This is a genomic window from Sinomonas atrocyanea (genome assembly GCF_030812675.1).
Lineage (GTDB): Bacteria > Actinomycetota > Actinomycetes > Actinomycetales > Micrococcaceae > Sinomonas > Sinomonas atrocyanea_B.
In genome coordinates, this window is sequence record NZ_JAUSTE010000003.1 from 279,305 (window position 1) to 301,073 (window position 21,769).

The 21,769-nt window shown below is 66.2% G+C and carries 25 protein-coding genes; 13 read left to right on the forward strand and 12 right to left on the reverse strand.

Going from position 1 to position 21,769, the window contains the following annotated elements:
* Positions 1-353 precede the first annotated feature (353 nt).
* Positions 354-851, forward strand: coding sequence for a MarR family winged helix-turn-helix transcriptional regulator (locus J2W20_RS07085; RefSeq protein ID WP_307005757.1), 498 nt, complete (start codon positions 354-356; stop codon positions 849-851).
* A gap of 633 nt (positions 852-1,484) precedes the next feature.
* Here the strand turns inward: J2W20_RS07085 and J2W20_RS07090 are convergent.
* From J2W20_RS07090 to J2W20_RS07115, 6 genes are all read right to left on the reverse strand, one after another.
* Positions 1,485-2,900: an amidase family protein gene (locus J2W20_RS07090; protein WP_307005758.1), complete on the reverse strand. Its 1,416-nt coding sequence runs from the start codon at positions 2,898-2,900 to the stop codon at positions 1,485-1,487.
* A gap of 29 nt (positions 2,901-2,929) precedes the next feature.
* Complete coding sequence (locus J2W20_RS07095) at positions 2,930-3,619, reverse strand: ATP-binding cassette domain-containing protein (RefSeq protein ID WP_307005759.1); 690 nt, start codon at positions 3,617-3,619, stop codon at positions 2,930-2,932.
* A 2-nt stretch (positions 3,620-3,621) separates the two neighbouring features.
* Positions 3,622-5,328, reverse strand: a complete 1,707-nt coding sequence (locus J2W20_RS07100; RefSeq protein WP_307005760.1) for a branched-chain amino acid ABC transporter ATP-binding protein/permease — start codon at positions 5,326-5,328, stop codon at positions 3,622-3,624.
* Between the two features lie 68 nt (positions 5,329-5,396).
* Positions 5,397-6,638 carry an ABC transporter substrate-binding protein gene (locus J2W20_RS07105; RefSeq protein ID WP_307005761.1) on the reverse strand — a complete coding sequence of 414 codons (1,242 nt, stop codon included), beginning with the start codon at positions 6,636-6,638 and terminating at the stop codon, positions 5,397-5,399.
* The gene (locus J2W20_RS07110; RefSeq protein WP_307005762.1) at positions 6,590-7,615 is read right to left on the reverse strand and encodes a branched-chain amino acid ABC transporter permease; all 1,026 of its coding nucleotides are present in this window, start codon (positions 7,613-7,615) and stop codon (positions 6,590-6,592) included. Before J2W20_RS07110 ends, J2W20_RS07105 begins: the two co-directional genes overlap by 49 nt.
* A gap of 592 nt (positions 7,616-8,207) precedes the next feature.
* Complete coding sequence (locus J2W20_RS07115; RefSeq protein ID WP_307005763.1) at positions 8,208-8,792, reverse strand: TetR/AcrR family transcriptional regulator; 585 nt, start codon at positions 8,790-8,792, stop codon at positions 8,208-8,210.
* A gap of 998 nt (positions 8,793-9,790) precedes the next feature.
* Between J2W20_RS07115 and J2W20_RS07120 the strand changes: the two genes are divergently transcribed.
* The 3 genes from J2W20_RS07120 to J2W20_RS07130 all read left to right on the forward strand — a co-directional run bounded on the left by J2W20_RS07120 (position 9,791) and on the right by J2W20_RS07130 (position 11,483).
* Complete coding sequence (locus J2W20_RS07120; RefSeq protein WP_307005764.1) at positions 9,791-10,390, forward strand: hypothetical protein; 600 nt, start codon at positions 9,791-9,793, stop codon at positions 10,388-10,390.
* Between the two features lie 61 nt (positions 10,391-10,451).
* Positions 10,452-10,973 carry a helix-turn-helix domain-containing protein gene (locus J2W20_RS07125; RefSeq protein ID WP_307005765.1) on the forward strand — a complete coding sequence of 174 codons (522 nt, stop codon included), beginning with the start codon at positions 10,452-10,454 and terminating at the stop codon, positions 10,971-10,973.
* 24 nt (positions 10,974-10,997) lie between these two features.
* Positions 10,998-11,483, forward strand: a complete 486-nt coding sequence (locus J2W20_RS07130) for a hypothetical protein (protein ID WP_307005766.1) — start codon at positions 10,998-11,000, stop codon at positions 11,481-11,483.
* Between the two features lie 156 nt (positions 11,484-11,639).
* Here the strand turns inward: J2W20_RS07130 and J2W20_RS07135 are convergent, their stop codons facing one another.
* From J2W20_RS07135 to J2W20_RS07150, 4 genes are all read right to left on the reverse strand, one after another.
* Positions 11,640-12,326 (reverse strand): SRPBCC family protein, encoded by a 687-nt coding sequence (locus J2W20_RS07135; RefSeq protein ID WP_307005767.1) that lies wholly within the window; start codon positions 12,324-12,326, stop codon positions 11,640-11,642.
* Between the two features lie 156 nt (positions 12,327-12,482).
* Positions 12,483-13,769, reverse strand: coding sequence for a hypothetical protein (locus tag J2W20_RS07140; RefSeq protein WP_307005768.1), 1,287 nt, complete (start codon positions 13,767-13,769; stop codon positions 12,483-12,485).
* 249 nt (positions 13,770-14,018) lie between these two features.
* Entirely contained in the window at positions 14,019-14,702 is a 684-nt protein-coding gene (locus J2W20_RS07145; protein WP_307005769.1) for a hypothetical protein, read from the reverse strand.
* Between the two features lie 203 nt (positions 14,703-14,905).
* Positions 14,906-15,247: a helix-turn-helix domain-containing protein gene (locus J2W20_RS07150; protein WP_307005770.1), complete on the reverse strand. Its 342-nt coding sequence runs from the start codon at positions 15,245-15,247 to the stop codon at positions 14,906-14,908.
* Between the two features lie 87 nt (positions 15,248-15,334).
* Between J2W20_RS07150 and J2W20_RS07155 the strand changes: the two genes are divergently transcribed.
* The 7 genes from J2W20_RS07155 (at position 15,335) to J2W20_RS07185 (ending at position 19,629) form a co-directional block, all read left to right on the forward strand.
* Positions 15,335-15,541: a hypothetical protein gene (locus tag J2W20_RS07155; RefSeq protein WP_307005771.1), complete on the forward strand. Its 207-nt coding sequence runs from the start codon at positions 15,335-15,337 to the stop codon at positions 15,539-15,541.
* A gap of 53 nt (positions 15,542-15,594) precedes the next feature.
* A complete protein-coding gene (locus tag J2W20_RS07160; RefSeq protein ID WP_307005772.1) occupies positions 15,595-15,903 on the forward strand; it encodes a hypothetical protein in 309 nt (102 codons plus the stop codon).
* Entirely contained in the window at positions 15,900-16,676 is a 777-nt protein-coding gene (locus tag J2W20_RS07165) for a metallophosphoesterase family protein (RefSeq protein ID WP_307005773.1), read from the forward strand. Before J2W20_RS07160 ends, J2W20_RS07165 begins: the two co-directional genes overlap by 4 nt.
* 23 nt (positions 16,677-16,699) lie before the next feature.
* Positions 16,700-17,197, forward strand: a complete 498-nt coding sequence (locus J2W20_RS07170; protein WP_307005856.1) for a hypothetical protein — start codon at positions 16,700-16,702, stop codon at positions 17,195-17,197.
* Between the two features lie 534 nt (positions 17,198-17,731).
* Entirely contained in the window at positions 17,732-18,022 is a 291-nt protein-coding gene (locus tag J2W20_RS07175; protein WP_307005774.1) for a flagellar FlbD family protein, read from the forward strand.
* A gap of 12 nt (positions 18,023-18,034) precedes the next feature.
* A complete protein-coding gene (locus tag J2W20_RS07180) occupies positions 18,035-18,835 on the forward strand; it encodes a motility protein A (RefSeq protein ID WP_307005775.1) in 801 nt (266 codons plus the stop codon).
* Positions 18,832-19,629 carry an OmpA/MotB family protein gene (locus J2W20_RS07185; RefSeq protein WP_307005776.1) on the forward strand — a complete coding sequence of 266 codons (798 nt, stop codon included), beginning with the start codon at positions 18,832-18,834 and terminating at the stop codon, positions 19,627-19,629. The genes J2W20_RS07180 and J2W20_RS07185 overlap by 4 nt, the downstream gene beginning before the upstream one ends.
* A 46-nt stretch (positions 19,630-19,675) precedes the next feature.
* On the opposite strand, the gene J2W20_RS07190 is transcribed toward J2W20_RS07185, so the two are convergent.
* Positions 19,676-20,413: a phosphotransferase family protein gene (locus tag J2W20_RS07190; protein WP_307005777.1), complete on the reverse strand. Its 738-nt coding sequence runs from the start codon at positions 20,411-20,413 to the stop codon at positions 19,676-19,678.
* 159 nt (positions 20,414-20,572) lie between these two features.
* On the opposite strand from J2W20_RS07190, the gene J2W20_RS07195 reads away from it, so the two are divergent.
* On the forward strand, positions 20,573-21,061 hold the full coding sequence (locus tag J2W20_RS07195) for a hypothetical protein (protein WP_307005778.1): 489 nt from the start codon (positions 20,573-20,575) through the stop codon (positions 21,059-21,061).
* A gap of 120 nt (positions 21,062-21,181) precedes the next feature.
* A complete protein-coding gene (locus J2W20_RS07200; RefSeq protein WP_307005779.1) occupies positions 21,182-21,481 on the forward strand; it encodes a hypothetical protein in 300 nt (99 codons plus the stop codon).
* 17 nt (positions 21,482-21,498) lie between these two features.
* On the opposite strand, the gene J2W20_RS07205 is transcribed toward J2W20_RS07200, so the two are convergent.
* Positions 21,499-21,738, reverse strand: coding sequence for a CsbD family protein (locus J2W20_RS07205; RefSeq protein WP_307005780.1), 240 nt, complete (start codon positions 21,736-21,738; stop codon positions 21,499-21,501).
* Positions 21,739-21,769: the final 31 nt, after the last annotated feature.

A 21,769-nucleotide genomic window follows, 5' to 3' on the forward strand; every position in this document is an offset into this window, starting at 1 on the left:
GCCGCCGGGAATCCGCGCTGGCCCCGGGCGTGTGGCCGCACCGACGGGTGCGCCCGGAAGGGTCTTGGCTGTGTTGGCCATAGTGGATGGTTCTTTCATTCCTCGGAGGCCGAATCGCGGCGGCCGCACCGTAGGACTCAGAGGTGCCTGGGCATGGAGGGGCCGCCATTCTCCTGACAGCCGGGGGCTCGAACCAACCGACTGTGCAAATAATCGGTATTCGAGTCGCTTGATTATCGATTGAATTGACATCGCCTGTCAATTCCGCCCGGGGCGCGCCGGGCCTGCTCACAGGTTCGGGCCCTACCGTGACGAGCGCACGATCTCGTTTCGGAAGATGGGAAGCAGCAGCCATGGGGGAGACAGCCATTCCCGCGCTGGCCACGGGTGGGGCGGCCGCGCGCGCAATCCGGCGGCTCATGGAGGTCGGCGACGCTTCCCGGCGGTCCTACGCCAGAAGGCTGGGGCTGGGCCGAAGCGACTACCTTGCCCTGTCTTACATCTACTGCGAAGGTCCGATCCAGCCCCGAGATCTCGGCGCACGGCTGGGCTTGGGTTCGGGAACTCTGACTCCGCTGCTGGACAGGCTCGAGCAGCGCGGATACGCCGCCCGCACAAGCTACCCGGCGGACCGGCGCCGCCTCCTCATCGTGATGACCCCCGACGGGAAGGCCGTCATGGACGAGGCCTTCGCCGAGTTCGACGGCATCGTCGATGCCGCACTGGCCGAGATCGGTGCCGGGGTCGGCCTCGGCGAGTTCGCCCGGCTCCTCGAACAACTCTCCGGGGCCCTCGCCGTGCGCATGGATTTCACCGGCCCGACTGACGACCCAGCCGCGGCGGGAGCCTAGGGGCCCTGCCGGGCACGGTGGCAGTCTCTCGGGCAGGCCAGGGACGGAACGCCGATCGCTCCCAGCCCTCGCCCACGACGAGTCCGGCGGCCCAGTAAACCGGACCGCCGGCGCACGGGCGCCGACCTTGGACCGATTCCGCGTCCCGTTCAGCCTGCAGCCCAGTAGGTGGACGCTCCGCACACCGGCCCTGACCGTTCCCGCTCAAGTCCTCATCGGCCGCTGACCCGCGGCTCTGCATGAAAGCGACGTCCGGCCGTGGGGGCGTCCAGTCCGCGATGTAGCTGCCCGGACGCCGTCGCCTGGAATCCCGGGCGCCCAGCCGCGCAGGCGGCCCATTTGACACCGCTCGACGCTGGCCATAGCTTCAGATCCGTCGAGCTTGCCTATCAGTTATGGGGGGAGCTGGACCGCGCGGTGCCCTGTCCGGACCCCCCGTCGAGTCGGGGTACCGCGCGCACCCGCCCCCGGGTCGCGTGGGCCAGAGCGAGGCCCCGGCCCGCAACCACCCACCAAGGCGGTCACTCCATACCGTCTAGCTCGAAGCGTGCCACGGCGCCGCTCGCCTCGGAAGGCGGGCGGCGCCGTCGTGCGCGGCCGATCGGCACGCCGATGGGCCTTCGGTCAGCTCGGTCAGGCTTGGACGGGCGTGGTCACGCCTGACTGGGCCTCGATGATTTCACCTGCTTGGAAGAGGGTGTCTTCGCGGAATTTCTGGCCGGTGATCTGGACGCCGATGGGCAGTCCACCGGGGGCGGCTGCCGGTACGGACAGGGCGGGGAAGCCCAGGGCGGCGAGTGACATCATGGGCCATTGTGCGTTGATGACTTCCTGCATCCTGTCCACGCCCTGGAGGTCGGCGTCGATCTCGAAGGTGCGTTCGGCGGAGACGGGGGTGAGCACCAGGGGGTACTGCTGCAGGAAGAGCTGCATTTCCCGGATGAGCGTTCCGCGGCGGGCGTATCCCCGCATGTATGCGTCCAGCCCGAAGTCGTCGGACATTCTCCGTGCTACTGCGAACTGGTTCTCGGCGGACTTCTGGATGGCGCTGTCGCCGTACTCTTCGATGCTGGGAGCGAGTTCGCTGAATTCGATGCCCTGTACGAGCTGCCACCAGAGCTTCCATGCGTCGGCGAGCACGGGCAGTTCTACCTCTTCCACGAGGTGTCCTGCGGCTTCGAGTGCCTTTGCGGCCTTGGTGAGGGCCGCGTCGACTGCGGGGTCCGTGGGCGTGATGCCGACCTCGCGGACGACGGCGACCCGTGTCCGGTGCGGGAGGGGTTCTGCGGTGAGGGGGACGGGGACGCAGAAGGGGTCCTCCGGGCTCCATGCGGCCATGGCGGTGAGGCCGAGGCGGGCGTCGGCGACCGTTCGGGCGAGCGGGCCTTGGACGAGCATGTTCTGCACGCCCAGCAGCTGGTCCTGGTCTCGGGGCCCGTACCAGGAGGGCACGCGTCCGACTGTGGGCCGGATGCCTACGACGCCGCAGCTTGCTGCTGGGTAGCGGATGGATCCGCCGATGTCGTTGCCGTGGGCCAGTGCCCCCATGCCGGTGGCGACTGCGGCGGCTGCTCCGCCGCTCGAGCCGCCGGGGGTGCGCTCCGGGTCCCAGGGGTTGAGGGTGCGTCCGTGGAGGTCGTTGTCGGTGAACCAGCGGATGGAGAAGGCTGGGGTGTTGGTGCGTCCGACGAAGATGGCGCCTGCCTTTCGCCAGTTGGCGACGTGGGGGGCGTCCTGGTCGGCCACTGCGTTCTTGAAGGCCGTGATGCCGTTGGTTGTGGCGTGGCCGGACTGGTCGCTGTTGATCTTGATCGTGACGGGCACGCCGTGGAGCGGGCCGTTCAGGTGGCCGGCGGCCTGTTGGCGGTCGGCCGCGTCCGCGGCGGCCAGTGCCTCGTCGTGGGAGACCTCGGCCAGTGCGTTGATGCGGGGGTTGACCTCGTCGATGCGTTCGAGGACGGATTCTGTGGCTTCGCGGGACGAGATGGTCCCTGTGCGGATGGCTTCGGCGGTCTGTGTGGCGGTCCATTGCCAGATGTGCTCAGACAAAATGTTCCTCTCAGGGTGGGGTGGGGTCTTCAGCTGATGACCAGCAGCTCGGTCAGTGAGCTCTGGTCTTCGCGGAGGGCGGTTATCGGTTCATCCAGGACGATGCGGCCCTTGACCATGCCGATGGCCCGGTCTGCGTACTCCAGGGGCAGGGCAGGGCCCTGCTCTATGAAGAGGACTGCCTTCCCTGCTGCGGCTACCTCGCGCAGTGTCTGGAGGGCGGCCTGGGCCAAGGACGGCTGCAGTCCTTGCGAGAACTCGTCGATGGCGATCAGCTGCTCTCCGGCGAGGATTGATCGCGCGATGCCGACTTGCTGCTTCTGCCCTCCGGATAGCTGGCCAGCGGGCTGGCCGGCACGTTCTGTGAGGAGGGGGAACAGCGAGTAGACGTCGACGGGGGGCTCGTATCCTCGGCGTCGGGCGAGCTGCAGGTTCTCCTCGACCGTCATGGTGGGGAAGACGCCCCTGTCATCGGGCATGTAGCTGAATCCGCGGCGGGCGAGGTATTCAGGCCTGCCCGGGGGGACTGGTGTGCCGTCTATGCGCACCCGGCCCTGGTGGACGTCGCAGAGGCCGAAGATGCTGCGGAGCAGAGTGGTCTTGCCCACTCCGTTGCGTCCGAGCAGGGCGGTCACCTCGCCGCTGTGGATGGACAGGGTGACGTCGTCGACTACGCGTGTCTTGCCGTATCCGGCCGTGAGGCCTGTCAGTTCGAGCATCTTCACACCGCTCCCAGGTAGGCGTTGCGGACGTCCGCGTTGGCGGAGACCTCGTCCATCTGCCCGTCCACCAGCACCTGGCCGTCGGCCAGGACGACGACGCGGTCTGCGAGCTGGCGGACGATGTCCATGTCGTGTTCGACGATGACGAGGGTGCACCCCAGCATCCTGTTGACCCTTCGGAGTGTCTGGGCCAGCCCGACCGAGTCCTCATGGGACAGTCCTGCCGCGGGTTCGTCCAGCAGTACGATTTCCGGTCCCCACGAGATGGACATGGCGAGTTCCAGCGCGCGCTGGTCCGCAAGCGGCAGGTCCTGGGTCAGGACGTCGTTCCTGTGGGTGAAGCGCTCCAGCTCCGCGGGGAGGTCGACGTGCTGGAATGCTTCTGTGCGGGCCATGGCCATGTTCTGGGCCGGCGTGAGCTCCTGATACAGGCTGGGTATCTGGAACAGCCGTCCGAGGCCCAGTGCGGCCCGGTGGTGGGCGCTCCAGGAGGTGACCTCCCTGTCGCGGAGGAGGATCTGGCCTCGGGTCAGCGGAAGGTCGCCTGCGATCAGGTTCAGGAGAGTGGTCTTGCCGGCCCCGTTGGGTCCGATCAGGCAGACGATCTGACCGCGGGGTACCTCCAGGGTCACTCCTCGTACGACAGGTACCGGGCCGAAGGACTTGGTGACGTCGCGCAGGTTCAGTGCCGGAGGGTCCAGGTCGGCCAGGGCGGCGTCCCAGTCCTCCTCGCTCCGGGGGCTGGGGCCCGGGCCGGCCGCGGCGGAGGGCCCTTGCGTGCCCGTCCTGGAGAGCCGGGTGCCGGGGATGACGGTGTCCTGGGCGGACGAGCGGGAGACCGGCGTCCTGCTCGCCTTGGCCAGCAGGCCGACGAGACCTCCCGGGGCGAAGCGGACGACGAGGATGAAGATCACCCCCATGGCCAGGAGGTACCAGCTGCCGATCGCATCCCCGAGGTACTCCTGTCCCACCGTGACGATCCCTGCGCCCAGGAAGGCGCCCAGGATCGTGCCCCGGCCGCCGACCGCCAGCCACACCAGGACCTGGGTGGACATGACGATCCCGGCCGTGGACGGGGACACGAGGCCGATCACCGGGGCAGCGGTGGCGCCGGCCACGGTTGCCACCAGTGCGCTCAGGACGAAGGCGTAGGTCTTGGCCCGATACGGGTCCACACCCAGGTGCTCGGTGCGCTGCTCGTTGACGCGGACGGCGAGGAGGCGTCGCCCCAGGGGTCCGCGCAGCACGAAGAACCAGACTCCCAGCACTGCTGCAAGGACGACGGCAGCGGTCCGGTAGTAGCTGTCGACGACACCGCCCGCCGGGACGAAGAGTCCATTGCTGCCGTTCGTGACGGACAGCCAGGACCTGGCGATCTGTTCGGCGAGCAGCGTCAGTGCGAGGGTCAGCACGGCCATGGTCGAGGCAAGCGCCTTGCGGCCCAGCCCCACGCGGGCGATCCCGAGTGCGATCGCGGCGGAGAGGATGAGTGCGGCGACCACCCCGGCCGCCGCAGGGACGCCTGCGTTGACTGCGATCGCCGAGCCGTAGGCGCCCAGTCCGAAGAACGCTGCATGGCCGATGCTGATCACTCCCGCACGCCCCCAGCTCAGGTCGAGGCCGAAGGCGAAGAGCCCGTAGGCCAGCGAGAGCGTCAGCAGTGCCAGAGGATACGCAGGCAGCAGGTAGGGGGCGATCGCCAGCACAGCGACAGCGATTCCGGCAGCCAGAGCGTGGCGGCGCTCAAACCGTCCGTGCAGTCTCGTCAGGGGCTTCAGGAACTGCACTGCGACCCTCCGGTGTTCTCAAGCGCGTCGAAGTGCTCCGTCGGGACGTACTTGCCGCCGGCCTGGATGTTCAGCAGGTACATCTGGGTGACGAAGCGCCGGTCCTTGGTGAAGTGCCCGCTTCCGAAGACCCCGTTGTCAACGCTCGCGCCAGAAAGGGCCGACGTGATGGCGTCTGCGTTGGTGGACCCAGCCTTCTCGACGGCGCGTGCGACAAGCTGGACGCCTTCGTAGGCATTTGCAGCCACACCGGGGATGGGGGAGTTGAAGTTGTACGCCTTGCGGAAGTTCTGGACGAAGTCCGCGTTGGCCTGACCGGGCAGCTGGTCGGAGTACCGGCCCGGGAGCTGCATGCCCTCGACCCGATTGGTCAGGCCTGGGTAGAAGTCCTGCATGATGCTCACCCCGCTGAACCCGGTGGTGTGCAGGAGCCCGGCCTGGTCTGCCTGGGTCACAAGGGACGTCGCATCCCCACCGACGACGGCGGACAGGATCCAGTCCGGCTTGGCGGCCGACAGCTTGTTGATCACTGGCTGCCAGTCCGCGGTTCCGAGCGGGGAGTACTCTTCGACGGCTACGCTGCCGCCTGCGGCTTCAATCATCGTGCGGGCCTTGGCCAGGTATCCTCGCGGGAACACGTAGTCGTTGCCGACCATGGCCACCTTCTTGCCGTACTTCTTCATCATCTGCGGGACGATCACGTCCAGCATCGACATGTCCGGTTCGCCCAGCGGGTAGAAGTACGGTCCGCAGAAGGGCGCGTCGCCCAGGACCACCGAGGAGAAGGGCACCTTCGATGCCTCGGACACCTTGCCGACGGCGGCCGTGGTGTCCCCGGGGATCGTGCCGAACAGGTAGTCCACATTGTCCTGCGTGACCAGGCGCTGGGCCAGCTGGGTCGACTTCGCTGCGTTGGCCTGGTCGTCGACCATGACGAACTGCACGGGATGCCCGAACACGCCTCCGGCATCGTTGATCTTCTTGACCCCCAGTTCGAACCCGCGCTGGAGCGCCAGTCCTTCCTGCACTGCCGGCCCTGTGACGGGGGCGATCAGGCCGATCTTGAGCACCTTCTCCGTGTTCTGTGATTGGGCGCCGGTCGCAGCTGCACCGCATCCGGTCATGGCGACCGCGGCCGCCAGGAGGGCGGCTGCAAGCGTGGCCACGCGCCGTGGCCGGTTCATGCCGGGGTTCCGTTCTGCGCTGCGGGAGTGGGGGCGATTCTCCATTGAGGCTTCCTCCATGAGATTCCATTGGGGCGAATTGCGATGAGAACGATCAGAAGAGTGAAGAGCACCAGCTGGGCAACGGTCTCGTCGAGATATGTGCGCAGGGCGGTGCTGAGCACTGCGACGACGAAGGCCCCGAAGACCGAACCCGGAAGCGATCCCGGGCGCCCGATCAGGACGGCGAAGAACGCCGGTGCCAGGAATGACACACCCACATCTGGGGTGACCCCGAGCATCGGGCTCTGCAGCGCCCCGGCGAGCACGGCGAAGGCGGTCCCTGCCGCAAACGTCCCGGAGATGACCAGAGTGGGCGGGATGCCCAGCAGTGAGGCCATGGTGCGGTTGTCCACCGTGGCCCGGATGGCCATACCGAGTCGGGACCGGTAGAGAACCAGCAGCCCGGCCGCCACGACCAACAGCGCGATTCCCGTGGCCAGCAGCCGGTACAGGGGGTACTGGACGCCGAGGATGTCCACGCTGGCGGAGATTGGGGCCGCCACTGCCGCCGGGGTGGAGCCGAAGATGGCGTCCGCGCCCTGTCGCAGCACGATTCCCACCCCCCACATGGCGAGCAGCGTTGCCAGGAATCCCCGTGCATACAGCTTTGACAGGACCAGCCGCTCGGTGAGGACGCCCAGCGCCAACCCGAGGACGAGCACCAGGAGCAGCCGGGGCCAGAAGGGGACGGCTGCCAGTGCGTACATCAGGAAGGCCCCGACCATGACGAACTCGCCGTGGGCTACATTCACCACGCCCAACTGGCCGAAGATTATCCCGAGGCCGAACGCCAATAGGGAGTAGAAGCCGAATAGGGTGACGATGGAGAGCAACAGGCTGACTAGACTTTCCAAATTCTCCTCCGTGCAGATCAATGCACTGCCAAAGAGGCGGCAACGCAAATGTTTGTAGGGGCCGGCTCCTTGAGGTCCCAGCCCTTGAGCGACATCAATATGGGTGGAGCAGATCCCGACGATCACCCCTCCGCGGAAGCAGGGCCCGCAGGCCAGTTCCGCTTCCGGGAGGCCTGCACCGCTGCTCCGGGCGTGTGCGACCCGCGGCCCGCGATTCTTGGCGGCAAAGGGCAGTCGCCTGCGGAGGTCCGGCTATCGGCCTGGTTCAGAGATGTACGGGTGCTGTACCGAGGTAGGTCTTCCTGGTGGGCATACCGCCGGTGGCGTACGCGGCTTCTCCGAGAAGGATTCGGCCGGAGGCGGCACTACAGGGAACGGCTGAGGCCGGTAGGCCGAGGACTCCGGCTGCGAGATGCTGCCGCAGATCAACCGCATGGCGGCGGTAGCTAGTGCGTTCGGTGTAGAACCCACCCAAGCCTTGGCGGGCTCACGGGTGCCGGGGCGCCATGGAGGTCCGCCGGTCCGTCCGGAAAACTGTTCTAGGCACCCTGCCGTGAGCTCAACGGCTGAAAGGGCACCGGAACGTGACCGGTGCGCAGTTCCGGGAACACCGATGCCCGCTGGATGCGTCGAGTCGTTTCGGAGAAATGCCATGCAGAGAGGCTGCCAGCGAGATGGCCACCGCGACGGGATGTGAGAAAACTCCGCCGAAAGATTCTCACTTCGAACGCTTCAGAAACATCTGGGAAACCAGAGCCTCGGCCTCGACCGCCCCGGTGCAGATCCCGGCGGTCAGCATAGTCATCATCTGGATGCGACGGCTGCCATCGCGGATGGCGCCAGCAAGCTCCACGGCATCGCGGGGATCCGCGGAGCGGCGGAGCATGCCTTCCCGCTGGGCCTCCACCCAGAGAGCGGCGAACAAGGGGTCGAAGGACTGGCGAATCGGCTGGAGGGCACGAGGCGGCGCATGACCCACCTTCAGCCCTGCTGCAGCTATGAACCTGTCGTCAGTCGTCGTCATACGGGTGAAAGCTTCAAGGATGGCCAGCACCTGTTGGACAGGGGTATACGCTGCCCGGACGCCGTGACGGGCGAAGGCTTCCATGCGGGACCACCGCACCACAGAAACCTCATCGATCAGCACCTCCTTGTTCGGGAAATGCCGATACAGGGTGGCAGTCCCCACGCCGGCCGCGGAGGCAATCTCACGGACGTTTACGTCTGTCGTGCCCTTCTGCCCGATGACGTCCCGTGCGGCGCGAACCAGCTGCAGCCTGTTGTGATGAGCATCGGCACGCATCGTAAATCCCACCTGTGCACACAGAGGCCCGGCCCGCGAGTCAGCGGAGACAAAGCCAGATCATTCGAGGGAACTCATTATGCACGCATCATCGATTCGTCTGTGATATGCGTCTCAATGTGTCGGCGCCGGTACCAGCTGTGCCCGGCCATCGGCTGGTCGAGGCTGGCTGATCGGGGGTTTGTCTCCGAGTGCGCTGTGGGCTGACACGGTCCCGCTGACGCGGCGGTCGGTGAACAGGTGGTTTGGCCACATTCCCATCTCGGCCCCCCGCCTTCTCGAGTGCGTCGGTGCGAAAATGGGGTCCTGATCCGTTGTTCTCACTCGGACGTCGCCGTAGGTCGTGGTCCAAGATCCTCATTAACTCGGAAATCCCAAGAGGCTGCTGAGAAGCTGTCAGTTACCCATACGCCTTAGCTAGATTGATAGGTGCTTCGGCAGGATGCGCTCTTGATCGACAATGGAGTGTCGTGTTGATAGGTCTCACCGAGATGCGAAGAGCCAAAACACCGCAGCGAGCATGCACCGAGTGCCGGTTCACACTTCATGACCCATCCCCAATCGGGGCAGCCGTCTTCACCTCCTCCCGGATCTGCGGGCCCCGGCCAGCTGTATCTCCTCTGCCGCCGAGCTCAACGGTCTGCTCGACGAATGCGTCTTTATCGCGTACCGACCAGTCATCCGAGAGAAAGCAGCCCTCCAGGTCGTCGGGCACGTCGGCGCCCATCGAGCACTGTGTCGCGCACCCCCGCGATGCCCGAGCACCTGGCCGCGCCCACCGCCCGCGAGCAGGGCTGCTCGCGACATCGTTAGGACTACTCTGCGGATCCTTCCGCCAGATCGTCTTATGGGATGAAGCGTCGCAACGCTCGGGCCAGAGCCTCGGACAGGCGCCGCAATAGCGGTTGGGTGCTGTCTTGAGCGGATGCGTCTGCCCCACGACTGTTGGCGCACCCTGTAGGCTCCCCACAAGAGAATTGCCCTTTGTAGGAGAGTCATTGACTGCACCAGGTGAGATGGCGGTCCCTCGACCACCGGGCCCTCGTACCTTCGTCTACTCGGTCGGCGCGGACGCAGAAGATGCGAAGAACTCTCGCTGTTGCCGACCAGCCGACCCGCCTTATCTTTGGCATTCGTACTACGTCCCTGACAACGAAGGCATCGCCGCGGTCCGTGACTGGTTCGATCAGCTGCCCATCGTGGTGAGCGAAACGCTGATCGGAGAGCTGGAAGCGATCTTCGAAACCGCGGCGGCTGGCTGCACCAATCCGTCTGATAGGGACAAGCCCATCAAGGCGTTCAGACGGGGCGAACAATACTATGAGTTGCGTCATACGCTAGACCCACTGATCGAGGGTGTCCCTCGGCAGCTCTTCCGCCACTACCACTACGAGCCCGACGGTGAATGGTCGACATACCTGGTCGCCCTCCATGCGCACTTCAAAGACGTCGCTGGCGATGCGAAGCAGGTCAGCGATGAGCAGACGAGGCAGATGGTCTACGCGAAGAAGCGGTGTGAGCTTGGCCGCTCCCAGCACTGGAACCTGCCCTGCGAAGTGGAGAACCTGGTAGATCGCTTGCTCGACCTGGACACGTGAGCGGCTGCTCGGTGAGCACGGGAGCTTGTACAAGCCACAGCTTGTGTGGGAGGATCTGGACATGCCTACGGACCACAATCGTTCCTTCGGGACCAAGAGTTCCCGACGTCGGGCGAAGTATCTGGCCAAGCAAAATCTCGAGCTCGTCAGCGGTCTGGTCGCTGTCAGGGTCGAAAGCGGGCTGAAGCAGAAGGATGTTGCTGAGATGCTGGGCATCACCCAGCAGGCCGTTTCCGAGTTCGAGCGGATGGTGACGCCGGCGACGCTGACGCGAATCTCGAGTTACGCCCACGCTGTAGGCGCACTAGTCACCCATCATGTGGCTGCTGACAAAGGCCAGCTCGAATCACGCGGTGACGGGTGGATCCAGATTCATGATCTTACAGCAGCGCGTGATGATAGAGCCTCGGCGGCTTGCTCCGTTGAGCCTCTAGAGGCGGCGCCGGCGCGCGCTGGTGAAACCACGCGCACGGTTCGTTCAGATGTCGCCGCTGCGTCTTGGGCAAGCGGAGCTTTTGATTCTTCACACATTGGCAAGATGGCGGCTGAGAGCAAACGGACCGATTTCCTTCTCGCTGCGTGACCTGACCGACGAAGAGCAACATAGGTGGCCACCATCAAGCGTATCGATGACGTCGTTGAGTTGTTGGGTCTAATCCAGCCGGAAAATGTGATCCAAGATTCTTTCCAAGCCAGACGTGGGGCGCCTGTCGATGATGACGATATAGGGCAAGGCGTCAAGTTCAATCTTGGGTTCGACGGTGGGACATTGTCGACCTCATTCGGCTTCAAGTTTGTGATGGAAGATTGTTCCTTCTACACCGACCATACCGTCGTGTGGGCGGCTGAGGAGCAGATCTCTATTTCTGGTGCATGCATGGCTGACTTCCTCGAACGCGTAGCCTTCATGACTGTCTTCCCTTACTTTCGGGAGGCCATCAGCACTTTCGCGACTCGCTTGCGCGTCCCGGTTCCGACTGTCGGGCTGGTTCGTCAGGGCACGGTTGATCTCCAAATCGACCCCGTTGAGATGGATGAGTTTTTGAAGGATTACACGATCGGCCCCCCAGCAACGGAGCCCGAAGATGAGTAACCGGCTCCGTCGCCCACCCGTTTGGTCAGGCGGTTTCATCCTGTGAGGTGCTGGGGCTCCCGTTCGAGCCAGTCACCTCTGATACCCTCCTGAAGCTCAATACCGAAACTATCTGCGGAGCCGCGACTCACACGGGTCAATGCGGACCGGGCCGCGTCAGCGGTGCCTAGAACTACCCTGCACGACGGGTGGATCCTGCTTGCCTTGTTCGGCACCTTCGGCTTGGGGCGACGACTTGTTCACAGAGCCGCGCCATCCGCCGGTCGCGCCGTGGGACTCCACGAAGTCCTTGAACCTCTTCAGGTCACTCTTGACCTGGGCGTTGTCGGCACCGAAAGCCGCACCGATCTTCTCGGTCGCGGAGCCCGGCTCCCAGTCGAACTGGACCGACACCCGGGATTCGGCATCATTGAGCCGCCGGAACGTCACGACGCCCGCGTGGTTGGGGCCGTCGATGCTCTTCCACGCGATCCGGTCGTCCGGGTTCTGCTCGGTGATCACCGTGTCGAACTCGCGGGTCTGCCCGGCCACCTTCGTGGTCCAGTGCAGGTGGGTGTCGTCCTGCTGTACCACCGACTCGACGCCTCCCATGAAGTGCGGGAAGGACTCGAACTGGGTCCACTGGCCGTACGCCGTCGCAACGGGGACGGCAACATCGATCGTTTCCTGGACCGCGGATGTAGGTTGCTCTAGACGCGCGGCGGAGTCCTGGTCGCCGGAGGACGCTTTCTCTAAGGTTCGACGGGAGAGGCTCAGCAGTGCTCTTAGCCCCCGCTCGGTGCCGTCGGGGTCGCGGACCGGCCTCTCGCCGAGGAGGGATCCTGCCCCGAGGTCGACGACCACGTCGAGCGGATGGGCCGGGAACTCGCGCGAGGCGCTCCGGGGACGTGAAGCGCCTGCACGGTGCGTCGCGGCCATGGCCATCCTCCCCTCCTCATCCGACGGCGTTCTCTGCCCCAGTCTAGGCTCGTTCACGAAAGGTGGGGGATGGGCCGTGAATCATTCGCCACGGCGCTTCAGACGCAAACGCCGTACGTTCAGCCTGTACCCGAGAAACCCTAGTATTCCGATTCCTGATGCGATCCATACTAGGGCCCAGGCCACTGCCCGCCCCTCCATAGTGAGCGGCCCTGCTGCCAGCACCCCTAGCGTCAGGAAGAACAATGCGAAGAGTCCCAGGCTGAAACGCAATGGCTTGAAGAGGACTCTGACCAAGTCGTGTTCGGCTGTCCTCGCCAACCAGGAGAGGAGCAGGGCAGGGGCGAAGAGGACTACCGACGCCGCGGAGGACTGCAGGGGCAACCCCCTCGCGAGGAGGTGGGTCGCTCCTATCTTCTCGAGGACCAGTAGGGCTGTCAGGAGAAATACAGCAATGTTGGCGACCGTCGTGAACCCCGTTATGCCGGATTGAGCTGGGCACGCTTCGACCCGGACGGTCGCTTGGCTGAAGCGGTGCCCCGGGCTAAGCGAGACATGTCCGAGGGCTGCGTTCCCCTCTGGCCGGTCGAGGACGTGGTCGTGGGTGGCCTTGTCGCGTAGGGAGAGCTCACGGATGGAAAGGGCCGCCGGCACGGTAACCTCTACATGGTGACTGCGCGCACTGCCAAAGTCGGGGACCGGGAAGGTGAAGACTGTGGTGTGCTCCCAAGGACGGCGCCTGAAGACGAGCTCCTGTTCATAGGAGATCTTCACGATGGACCGCATCCCGAGGATCCTGGCGTCGACTTCGACTAAGAGGACAAAGTGATCCATCAGGGTCCGCGCTAGGCTCTCGAAAACGTCCAAGGCCTGGTCGAGCGTTGCCTCCGCCGCGTTGGGTTCTAGTGCCTGGCGTGCGCCGTCGAGCAGGCGTCCCAGCGCCTCTTCGCCGTCGGCGCTGCCGTCCGCATAGTCGACTACATCGAGGATGAGCTGTTCCAGGTCACCACCCTTCGCGTCGTCAGGGAAGAAGGACGCTAGCATCCCAGCGGCGACCGCTGTGTTTTCCGTGCGCGTCAGAACAGGCGCGGGCGTGCGTCCGTCCGGGCCGGTCGCGCTGAAGCGGCGAAGGGCTCCCTTGCGTATGAAGGACAGTGGCAGGAGGACGCGTCCATCAGGGCCCGGGGCTGGCGCATCACGGGGCAGGGTGAAGTCATACGAGGAGGAACGCGTGGTCTCGCCGTCCGGGCCTAGGACGATGCCATCGACCCGCCGGTGGACCCACTCCGGCGACGTGATAATCAGCCCTACGACCGCAGATCCCCGCAGGATGTCCACCCGCCGCCGGTCGCCTTCTGCGTCCACCACCTGATCACCATAGCTGCCGCTGGTTCTCGGTTGGAGAAGTGCGCGCTCAGACCCACCCAAGTTTCCAGACCAATATTCGCGCAAGAGAGTCTGACCGCAGGTCGCCAAAGACACGCTCGTCGACGATCCTTCCAGTGAAGCAGAGGGGCCGGTCAGCAGCCCGATCGAGCCAGCAGGGCTGAGGCCGGAGGCGCATCTCTCACCGAATTACTTGCTTTGTTCGGACTTCTCCAAAAGGCTGCACAATTTCTACTGGCCCACATCCGGCTCATCGTCCTCGTGCCGAGCCAGCCGGCGCACTTCCGAGGCCAGCACGTCAACTGTTGTGGCCACCCGGTCGATGGATTCCCGAACGAGATGAAGGCTGCCCTGCCCTTGGGCCCTCATGAGCCGCCAGTCGTCAGGATCGACGTCGTACTCGAGAGGCGCAAGAGGCCCAAATGGCCCGTTTGCCTCAACACGGATCGTCCGTCGGTGTCCGCCCTCAAGTGCCAGTATTCGGTGTGCCACGCCGAGGTTCCACCTCAGGATCCGGCCAGGAGCAAGCGACTTTATTCCTGTGGCGAGACGAGCCTCGATGGCTCGTACCTGTTCTATGTTGTTGTCCGTGGCGGGCAAGGGCGGTTTGACGGTCACACGAACGTGGGTTGTAATGGTCGGCCCGCTGTTGCCCAGCTCGAGATGGAGGAGCGCCGCCTGCGTGGCGTCCTCACGCAAGTCTGCCCATACGTAGGGCTGGGCCGCGTCCTCGCGCAGCTGGCGCTGTATGGCAGTCTGCTCGGCGGCGGTTCTCGCCTGCGCCTTGGCAATCTCTGTCTGTTCCTTCGCCACCGCAGCCTGGCTTCGCGCTGCCCTCCCTGCCATAGCGGTGAAGTAGAGCGCCACGAGCGAGACGACCCCGGCAGCGACGGCCAGCCAAGTCTGTGCATCCATGAGCAGACCATCGCATCCGCATCCCGATCACGGCGGGCTGACACGCAGGGGTCACCCGAGCACCTGCGTGCGACCTCGTCATCGAACTCGTATCGCGCACTCAGAAGTCCTTTACTCAAGGTCAAGGGCGCCTCACGCCTTCGGCGAACCTTCGCTCTGATTCACCCTTGTTTCGCTCGGCGTCGCTCAACACGGCCGCCCGGCTATTGGTCGTGCCCAGGTTTTGGGCCGTCCTCCAGCCGGGTCGTCGCGCGGCGGCCACCCCGAAAGACGCGTCGCTGCGGTTCCGTCCGCGACGGAATCAACAGGTCGGAAACGTCGACGCCGAGCGCTTCCGCTATGTCCCAGAGCCGCTCGTAGCTCAGGCCGTTGCGTCCCCACTCAACGTAGATCACCATCGTGCGGTCCAGGCCTGACTCCAACGCCAGCGCTTCCTGGGTGAGCCCACGTTGAGTGCGGAGCTCACGGATGCGCGCCCCGACCTGCTTGCGGCGTCGCTGCCAACGCTCAAGACGGTCGGCGGACACCTCGCGGGGAACAGGCACCCACTCATGTCACTAAGATGGAATCTCGTTGTCTGTAGAACTAGTTCGACATCCGTCGATACGAGACGAGGAACACAAACTTTGGCCGTGCACGTCGCCCTCAACCTGTCCAATGAAGTCTCTGTGCGTGACCTCCGCACGTTCCTGAACTGCATCCCCCAGTACTTCGACGCCAACCAAGACCTCCGCTACTTCACCGGCGAAGAAGACAGGGCCTCTTTCCTCGCCGTCGTGTTTCCAAGCCTTGAGTCCCGGCATGCAGCCGATGCCGAAACTCACGGCGCGGCGGCATGAATTCAGGGAGATCCGATGAGACGGCGTCACCTAGCCGGGAGGAGGCGCGGTCCGTGTCACCAGTGGTGGTTACTGATCTCGACTTCGGGCAGTACGTCGTCGTGACTGAGTCGGCCTCGGTCTACATCCTGGACATCGGCGGCCCTGAATCAAGCACTCTGAATCGGATGCCAGCCGGAGGGCCTGTCGGCGACTATGACGCCGCAGTCCTCCGGAGGGATGGGGAGACCGTCCCCCTGCTCGGAATCCTCCGGCTCGAAATGGGGCTACCCGCTGTATTTCTCATCGACGTTCGAGGTGACGGCGTACCTACAGTCCGGGGGACCACCCCGGTGGCTGGTATCGAGAGGCTGGAAAAGTGAATCCGTACACCTTCGCGGTTGCCGGTGACTGGCACGGTGACATTCAGATCGCGCGCCATACGGTGCGGGTCCTTGGGCGTTTAGGGATCAAGACGCTCTTCCACGTCGGCGATCTGGCCGTGCGCTGGCCTGGGCGGGAGAAAGGCAAGTTCGACCGTCGCCTGGAGCATGAACTCGCGTCGGCCGGGGTTCAATTCCTCTTCGCCGATGGGAATCATGACAACCACAAGGAGCTTCGGGGCCTTCCGCTGCAGGCCGACGGCACCCGGCGTCTCTCGGACCACGTCTCGTACATCCCACGAGGCACGGTTCTAGAAGTCGGAGAACTGCGGATAGGGGCACTCGGGGGTGCATATTCCGTTGACAGGAAATGGCGGACCGAAGGCAAAGACCTGTGGGCCGACCTCGAAGAGCCGACGGCCCTCGAGGCCGAGCTGCTCATTTCACGTGGCCCCATTGACGTTCTCATCTGCCACGACGTGCCGGCTGGTGTGACCGGCCTCCGACACGACCTGAAGCTTCCGCGCGAGATCGATTTCGCGAGCCGCCGCACTCGGGATCTGCTTCAGCACGTGGTCGAATCCATGCGGCCTCGCCTCGCGTTCGCCGGGCACTGGCACCAGCGTCACACCGAAGTCCTTGGATGGCCCGACGGCACCTCCACCATCGTCCACGTCCTACCGCACGAGACCTACTGGGGGTCCAACAGCGCCATCGTCAGCTCCCATGATGACGGGCTGATCGTAGTCGAGCCTCTGCCGAGGAAGCTCTGAGCGGCCCCCTCGTCCACCTGTACCTGGACGTCGACGGCGTGCTTATCGCGGAGGCTGCCCGCCGCGACGACGAGGAGCCGCCATGGCCCGGCGGGTTCGTCACTGCCTACCCCTACACGGACGCTCAGGTCGCCCCGGCCATGGTCCAGGCTCTCAACGCGCTGATCGCCAAGGAGCATATTGTTGGCTACTGGGTCACATCGTGGGGCTACGAAGCGCCGACATTCGGCGAAAGCATCGGACTGCGTGGCTCATTGGAGTGGCCAGTGCTCGAGGCCGGCACGCCGACCTGGGGCACATGGAACAAGGCCGCAGTGGTACGCGAGCATGTGCGCGAGACCGGTCCGGACGCAGCGGTGTGGATCGACGACCAGCTCAGGCAGCAGCATCGCGCCAAAGCATGGGCGTTGCACGCGGGGGTCCAGCCCATCACGCCGAGTCCCGTCTACGGCATTACGCCGCGCGAACTCCAGGTGGTCGAGCGGTACATCGAGGGGCGCCTCGCCCGTCCCGGGAGGTAGCAAGACAGACTCCTATTCTGGGCTGCGCTCTAGGGCATCTGGACGGTGCCCGCTATACGCTCTGCCCCGGCTGCGTTAGGGCCGGAGCCGGATATTCTTCAACGCCGCGCAGCGCAGCGCTCTCTGACGCGTGAGGAAGACCGGGGCGTTCTCGGCGCAGACTGCTTCGACCGCACCGTGCTCCAGGAGAAGCAGCTTGCGGATCGCCTACCGACGCCGTGCGCCAGGTGTCACGGAGACTCACGCGAGGGGACGCTACCGACTCTCTCATTCCGGGCCACGACGAGCTTGGCACGCCGAGGACTCCGCCTCCGAGTCCCTGGACTCAGGGGAGACAGTTTTGCTCTCGAAGTCCTTTGGGTCTTGCCAAATGGAGGAGACAGGGGTTCGTCCGCTGAGGACGGGAGACACCCCCTCATCCCGACCAAAGCGCTAATTCTCCGGGGGCCATGAGGTGGCCTTACGGCGCGGGTGCGGCGGCCGATAGTGGGGGGCGAGGCACTGAGCCTCGCCCCCGAGCAGAAGAACGGCCCCATGATCGCAGTCACCCGCCTCAACGGGTCACGCTTCGCAGTCAATCCCGACCTCATCGAGCGCGTGCAGGAGAACCCTGACACGACCCTCGTGATGGTCGGGGGCGCCACGTACGTGGTGCGGGAGAGCCTCGCCGAGATCATCGGGCTCATCGCGGACTACCGCGCCCTCGTGCTCGCCACAGCACGCGGGCTCACGGTGGGCCAGGGGCAACAGCTCAGCCTCGTGCGGGGGACAGCGGAGAACGACCCAGGCCCGGGGGCCACACCCCTGCGCCCCACCCAGCGCTAGGAGAACACCACCATGGACCCGTCACTCATCGTCGGACTCGTCCTCGCGTTCGGGTCCGTCGTCGCGATCGTGTCGATGGAGGGCGCGAGCGTCACGGCCCTCATCCTGCCCCCGCCCATGATCCTCGTCTTCGGGGCCACCATCGCCGTCGGCCTCGCCGGCAACACCCTCAAGGACACGCTGCGCGCCTTCCGCGCCGTCCCGCGGGCGGCGACCGGCCGCGCCCCCAAGCCGCAGGAGAGCATCGACAAGATCATCGCGCTCGCGGAGAAGGCGCGCGCCGAGGGCCTCCTCTCGCTCGAGGCCGAGGCCACTGACACGAAGGACCCCTTCCTCTCGCGCGCGCTGCAGAACGTGGCCGACGGCACCGACGCCGAGGAGCTGCGCATCATGATGGAGGACGAGATCGGCACGAAGTCCCGCGCCGACCACGCCGACTCCAAGTTCTTCGCAGCCCTCGGCGGCTACGCCCCCACCATGGGCATCATCGGCACGGTGGTCTCGCTCACCCACGTGCTCGAGAACCTCTCCGACCCCACGTCACTGGGCCCGATGATCGCCAGCGCGTTCATTGCCACCCTGTGGGGCCTGCTCTCCGCCAACTTCATCTGGCTGCCGATCTCGGCCCGCATCACCCGCCTGTCCGAGCTCGAGATCGAGCGCATGACGCTCATCATGGAGGGCATCCTGGCCGTCCAGGGCGGGGCCCAGCCCATGCTCCTCGCGGACCGCCTCCGCGCAATGGTCCCCGAGCACCATGTCAAGGACCGGGGCAGGGCGGACGCGAAGGAGAAGATGAGGGCCGCCGCGTGAGCCGACGCCGCACCCCGCGCAAGCCCCCCGAGCCCTTCCACGTCGACGAGCGCTGGGCCATCTCCTACATGGACATGATCACGGTCCTGTTCTGCCTGTTCGTGGTGCTCTATGCGATGTCCACCGTGGACCAGAACCGGTTCGAGAAGCTGCGCAACTCCCTGGCGACGGGCTTCGGCACCACTGTCACCCAGAAGATCGACACCGCCACCGGCACCGTGGTCCCGCCGGACAAGGCCAGCAAGGACACCGAGGGCTTCTCGAGCCTCGCCCTGGCGACCAAGGAGGTCGAGAGGCTCACGGCCCTGAAGGAGCAGATGACCGCGCGCCTCGACGCGAAGGGCCTCCTCGGGGACGTGCAGTTCACGATCGACCAGCGCGGGCTCACGGTGCGGCTCGTCGGGTCCCAGACGTTCTTCAGCCCGGACAGCTCGGCGCTCACCCCGCGCGCGGTGGGCGTGCTCGACGCGATCACGCCCGTGATCGTCCCGACGCCGCTGCACGTCTCGGTCGAGGGGCACGCCGCGAACCTCATCACGGGCTACCCCTCGGTCTGGGAGCTCTCCTCCGAGCGGGCCACCAAGGTGCTGCGCGTCATGGTCGAGCGCGACGCGCTGCCGGGCGCCCGCATCGGCGCCACCGGCTACGGCTCGTCCCGCCCCGCCAACACGGGCACGAGCGACGCCGACTACGAGCAGAACCGCCGCGTCGACGTCGTCGTGCTCTCCGACCAGTCCGAGGAGGTCCGGGCGCTCATCCCGGAGGCGCTCAAGGCCCGGGCGGGACAGAAGTAGGCGGGGCCCCAGGGAGGGGGCGCTGTTGGCAGGGCACCCGCGCCGCTCACATGCGGGCCCGGAGCACATCGATCTCGGCGCCCGGTGCGGCGGGATCGAAGCCATGCTCGACCAGCCACCGGACGGCCAGCAGGCTCCGCAGCGACCACGCCGCCCGGACCGCCTCGGCGTCCACGTCTCCGCCGTAGCCGGCAAGGACGTTCCCGAGGCGCTCCGGGTGGCCCAGAGTCAGGGTGGCGAGGTCGAACACCGGGTCGCCTCGGCCAGCCTCTGACCAGTCGATCACGCCCGTGATCCGCTCGCCTTCGACGAACACGTGGGTCGGCTGCAGATCTCCGTGGATGAACACTGGTGCGACCGGCCGCAGCGCCGTCTCGGCGATCTGGCGGTTCCGGGTGACGAGGGCGGCTGGGAGGATGCCCGAGCCGATGAGCAGCCGGCACTCCTCGTCGAGGCGCTCTGCGATGTCCTCCAGGCTCCGGGCCTTCCACGGCGGAGGCGGGGCCTGGTGGAGCGCCCGCACGGTCTCGCCTGCAGCTGACCACGCCGGGGCGGAGGCGAGCGAAGGCTCCCCGAGCCGGCCGAGGGCCGTTCCGGGGACGGCCCTGAGCGCCAGCACGGACGGCTGCTGCCACAGGACCTCCGGGGCCGGGATCGGCGAGAGCGCTATGGCCGCGACCTCGGTGTCGAGGTGCGCCTGGTCGGCGTCGATCTTCAGGAACACGTCGCCGACCCTCACGGTGGCGCGGGCCTGATGGGCGACGACGACTTCGACGTTCTCCATGCGCGCCATCATCGCAGGGCTCCCCTCGAGCACCAGGGGGCCCGCGGCCCGACGGGGGCCAGGGGCGTCTGGGCCGTTCGACTCTGGACCACGGCACTGGCAGCGTGCAGAATCGGTGCTCCACGGAGGCGAGAGGTGCGCGACGCGAAGGGGAGCGCCATGAACGGGCCCAGCGAGGAACTCCGCACCGAGGTCGAGCGGCGCATCGACTCCCTCGAGCGCGAGCTGGCCGAGGCGGACCAGAGGCTTCCCGACATCAGCGCGTGGGTCGGGGAGATCGAGGAGGACGTCGTCCGGCTGGTTACGCGGGTGCTGGAGGAATGCCGGCGCGACGTCGAGTCGGACGGGCGGCTCACCCCAGACCGCACGGCCCTGGACCGCGACGGTGCCCTGGGCGTCTATGCGGCGGTCCAGGCGTGGGCGGCCCTGGCGTCCTACGTCGTGGCCCGTGTCTACGCGCCGAGGAGCCCCTGGCACCACGGTCTGGCGACCGCCGCGACGAAGGTGGTCGCCGTCCTCGGCTCGATCGCCATCGTGCTCGCCGGCCCGCTCCGCCCCACCGCCGCAGCGCTCGGCGCGCAGTCCTCCACCATCGGCACCCAGTTCCCCTCGGCACCGCTCACCGTCAGCCTTACCTTCGCGGGCTAGATGGACCCGCTCGTGGTGTGCGAGCCGGCTTGAGGACGTGCGCCTGCGGGCGGTTTGGGGACGCCGTGGGCCGGGAACGCACTGGGGGTACCACCGGAACACACAGTTGGAGGCATGGCGATGACTGAGGAAAAGCCCGAGGCCGATGCATTCGAGCAGGCCCTTCCGGCGGAGCCCGCGGCGCAGGCCGATCCTGTCGGCAGCCCGCCGGTGGAGGCACCGGAGGCTGACTACGCCGAGCAGCACGCCCCGGTCCTCCCGTCCGAGGAGGCGTCCCGGCCCCGCATGGACGCCGAGGCCTCGGAGGCTGACCTGCTGGAGCAGGCCGAGGGGATTCCGGGCAGCGACGAGGACTACCCGGCCGGAGCCGAGGAAGAGGGGTACCCCTCCGCCGGAGAAGACGAGGGACCGGAAGAGTAGACGGGGAAGGGGCCGGCCTAGGGGGCGAGCCGGTCCCCGCCCGTCTCGCCGGTGCGCCGGCGGTCCCTGGCTGCCTCGTCCGCACTGTCCTTCGCGTGGGCCTTGAGGTCCGCGACCGTGTCCTTCAGGCCGCCCTTGGCCTGGTCCATCTTGCCCTTGACCACCTTCGAACGGTCGTTGGTGGCCCTGCCCACCGCTTCTTCGACCTTGCCCTTGAGCTTGTCTGCGGCGGCGTCGAACTTGTCCTCGAGTCCCATGGCAGATCCTCCTGACGGTGTGGATGGGAAT